Annotated in this window: 3 protein-coding genes; 1 reads left to right on the top strand and 2 read right to left on the bottom strand. The window is 66.4% G+C overall.

The window, feature by feature from the left end; all coding sequences use genetic code 11:
• Nucleotides 1–435, bottom strand: a 435-nt coding sequence (locus AC1DU6_RS26825; RefSeq protein WP_477860839.1) for a glutathione S-transferase N-terminal domain-containing protein, incomplete at its 3' end; no start/stop codon positions are given.
• A 61-nt stretch (nucleotides 436–496) separates the two neighbouring features.
• Here AC1DU6_RS26825 and AC1DU6_RS26830 point away from each other — a divergent pair.
• Nucleotides 497–1,234 (top strand): hypothetical protein, encoded by a 738-nt coding sequence (locus AC1DU6_RS26830; protein WP_056195743.1) that lies wholly within the window; start codon nucleotides 497–499, stop codon nucleotides 1,232–1,234.
• Between the two features lie 150 nt (nucleotides 1,235–1,384).
• Here AC1DU6_RS26830 and AC1DU6_RS26835 read toward each other — a convergent pair whose 3' ends face one another.
• Nucleotides 1,385–2,458: a phosphotransferase gene (locus tag AC1DU6_RS26835; protein WP_477860841.1), complete on the bottom strand. Its 1,074-nt coding sequence runs from the start codon at nucleotides 2,456–2,458 to the stop codon at nucleotides 1,385–1,387.
• Nucleotides 2,459–2,624: the final 166 nt, after the last annotated feature.

A 2,624-nucleotide genomic window follows, 5' to 3' on the forward strand; every position in this document is an offset into this window, starting at 1 on the left:
CTTGTTGATGACGCTGTACAGGCGCTTGGCCTCGTCGGTGTAGCGATCGATGGCGTAGTCGATCTTCTCGGGCGCGTAGATGCGGAAGTGATGCGCCTGGCCCAGCATGGGGCCGACGCCGCCCATCTGGAACATCAGCCACTGCAGCACCTCGTATTTGCCACGCACGTCGGCGGGCAGGAACTTGCCCGTCTTGCCAGCCAGGTAGAGCAGGATGGCACCGCTCTCGAACAGCGAGATGGGCTGGCCGCCGGGGCCGTCGGGGTCGGTGATCGCGGGGATTTTGTTGTTGGGACTGATGGCGAGGAAGTTGGGTGCGAACTGCTCACCGGCGCCGATGTCCACGGGATGCACCCGGTAGGCGAGGCGGCACTCCTCCAGCATGATGTGCACCTTGTGGCCGTTGGGCGTGGGCCATGAATACACTTCAATCATTCGTCGCCTCCATGCGGTGTGCCTAGCAAGCAGGCTCCATTCTCAGACTTCCTCACGACTCATGGTGGTAAAGCAAGTCAAGCACTGGCTCGTGACGCGCGCCAACGCGTCGCGCTGGCGTCCGATCGAGGACTGGGCCGAGGCACGCGGGGCCGGATTCACGCAGACGCGGGACGGGTTGGGCTTCCTCGTCGAGCAGCCCAAGGCGTCGCCGGGGCCGCTGCGCATCGAATGGGGTGTGTCGCAGCGCAGCTATCTGCCCGGCTTTGAGCTGCGCATGCGCTGTGAGATGGGCCTGCACCATGACCTGCAGATGATGGTGCTGTGCCGGGCGCTGATGGAGAACCTTGAGCGTGCTGTCTTCGAGGCCTACACCGACACGCTCAAGACCCGCGTCGATACCGACACGCCGGAAGAGATGCGCTGGCTGGTGATGTTCCCCAAGTTCAACAACGCCGCCTCGCAGATGCTGCGCCAACGCTATGGGATCGTCGGCGTGACCAAGGATCTGACCGGCGCGTGGATCGAGGGCGAACTCAGCGAAGCCCTGGTTCAGGCCAGCCAGGACCTGCTGCCCGAAGGCCATCCCTTCGTGCTGATGGCGATGCGCGGCAACCTCTATCTGCGCACGGAAATGAGTGAGGCCGACCTGCCCAGGCTGCAGGCCCTGGTGAAGCTGCTGGAAGTCGCAGCGCGTGAGGCGCAGCGCGTGAACGGGCGGCTGTCAGACAGCGGGGCCTGGCCGACGACGACGTCGATCGCCTGGACGCCCTCGACGCGCCCGGGGGATGTGACCTGACGCGCACGAGTTGCGGGTCGAGCGCTGGGCCGCTCCCGAGCCGGCCCGCCATGGCGATGTGCTTGCCGGTCAATCCGGCGAGCATCGCCGTCCCCCAGGGGGRCCGACCAGGTTCGCGCGCGTTCAGCGTTGCGAAACTGGGCGAGGGGCTCACGCTTTCACCGCGAAGCTCCAAGCTAGATCCGCTAGCGGTCGGGCGCTTTTGGCCGTCTCCCTGGCCTGGTCGCTGGAGGCCGTGCCGTCCACCACGCGTTTGGCAATGCCCTGCACGATGGCCGCGATGCGGAACATGTTGTAGGCCATGTAGAAGTTCCAGTCGGCCATGACGGTGCCGGCGTCCCCACGGCCGGTGCGCTCACAGTAGCGCTGCACATACTCGCGCTCGCTCGGAATGCCCAGTGCAACCAGATCCTTGCCGCCCAGGCCGCGCGCGGCGCCCGAGGTCTGGATGTGCCAGCTCATGCAGTGGTAGCTGAAGTCGGCCAGCGGATGGCCGAGCGTCGAAAGCTCCCAGTCCAGCACGGCGATGATGCGAGGCTCGCTGGGGTGGAAGACGACGTTGTCCATGCGGTAGTCGCCATGGACGATGGCCACCTCGCTCTCGTCGCGGGCCGAGGCCGGGATGTGGGCCGGCAGCCAGGCCAGCAGCGAATCCATCGCCGGGTTGGGCTCGGTGACGGAGGCCAGGTATTGCTTGCTCCAGCGGCCGATCTGACGCTCGAAGTAATTCCCCGGCTTGCCGTAGGCCGCGAGGCCCACGGCCTTGAAGTCGACCTGGTGCAGGGCCGCGATGACCCGGTTCATCTCGTCGTAATGGGCGGCGCGCTCGGCATGGGTCATGCCGGGCAGGCTCTGGTCCCACAGCACGCGGCCGGGCATGAAGGACATGACGTAGAAGGCGCGGCCGATGACGGCCTCGTCCTCGCACAGCGCGTACATGGCGGGCACTGGCACGTCGGTGCCGGCAAGMGCCCCCATGACCTGGAATTCACGCTCGATGGCATGGGCCGACGGCAGCAGCTTGGCCACGGGGGCGGGCTTGCTGCGCATCACGTATTGCGCCCCCGGCGTCTTCAGCAGATAGGTCGGGTTGGACTGGCCGCCCTTGAACTGCTCGATGGCCAGGGGCCCGACAAAGCCGTCAATGTGCGCGGCCAGCCAGGCTTCGAGAGCCGTGGTGTCCAGGGCTTGGGCAAGGGGACGGGTGCCGGTGAATGCTTCCATGGATGTCTGGGTAGAGAACGCCAACTGTCCATTCTGCGAGTCGAGGCCCGGCTGCCGTGTCTCCTCGGCGCCAGCCTTATCGGGATGCGGCTGCTAGCAGCTTCTCGCGGCTGAGCACGACCAGGCGGGTCGGCTCGACGCGCACCGCGCCTTCGCGTTCGAAAGC

The organism is Roseateles sp. P5_B10 (genome assembly GCF_056400485.1).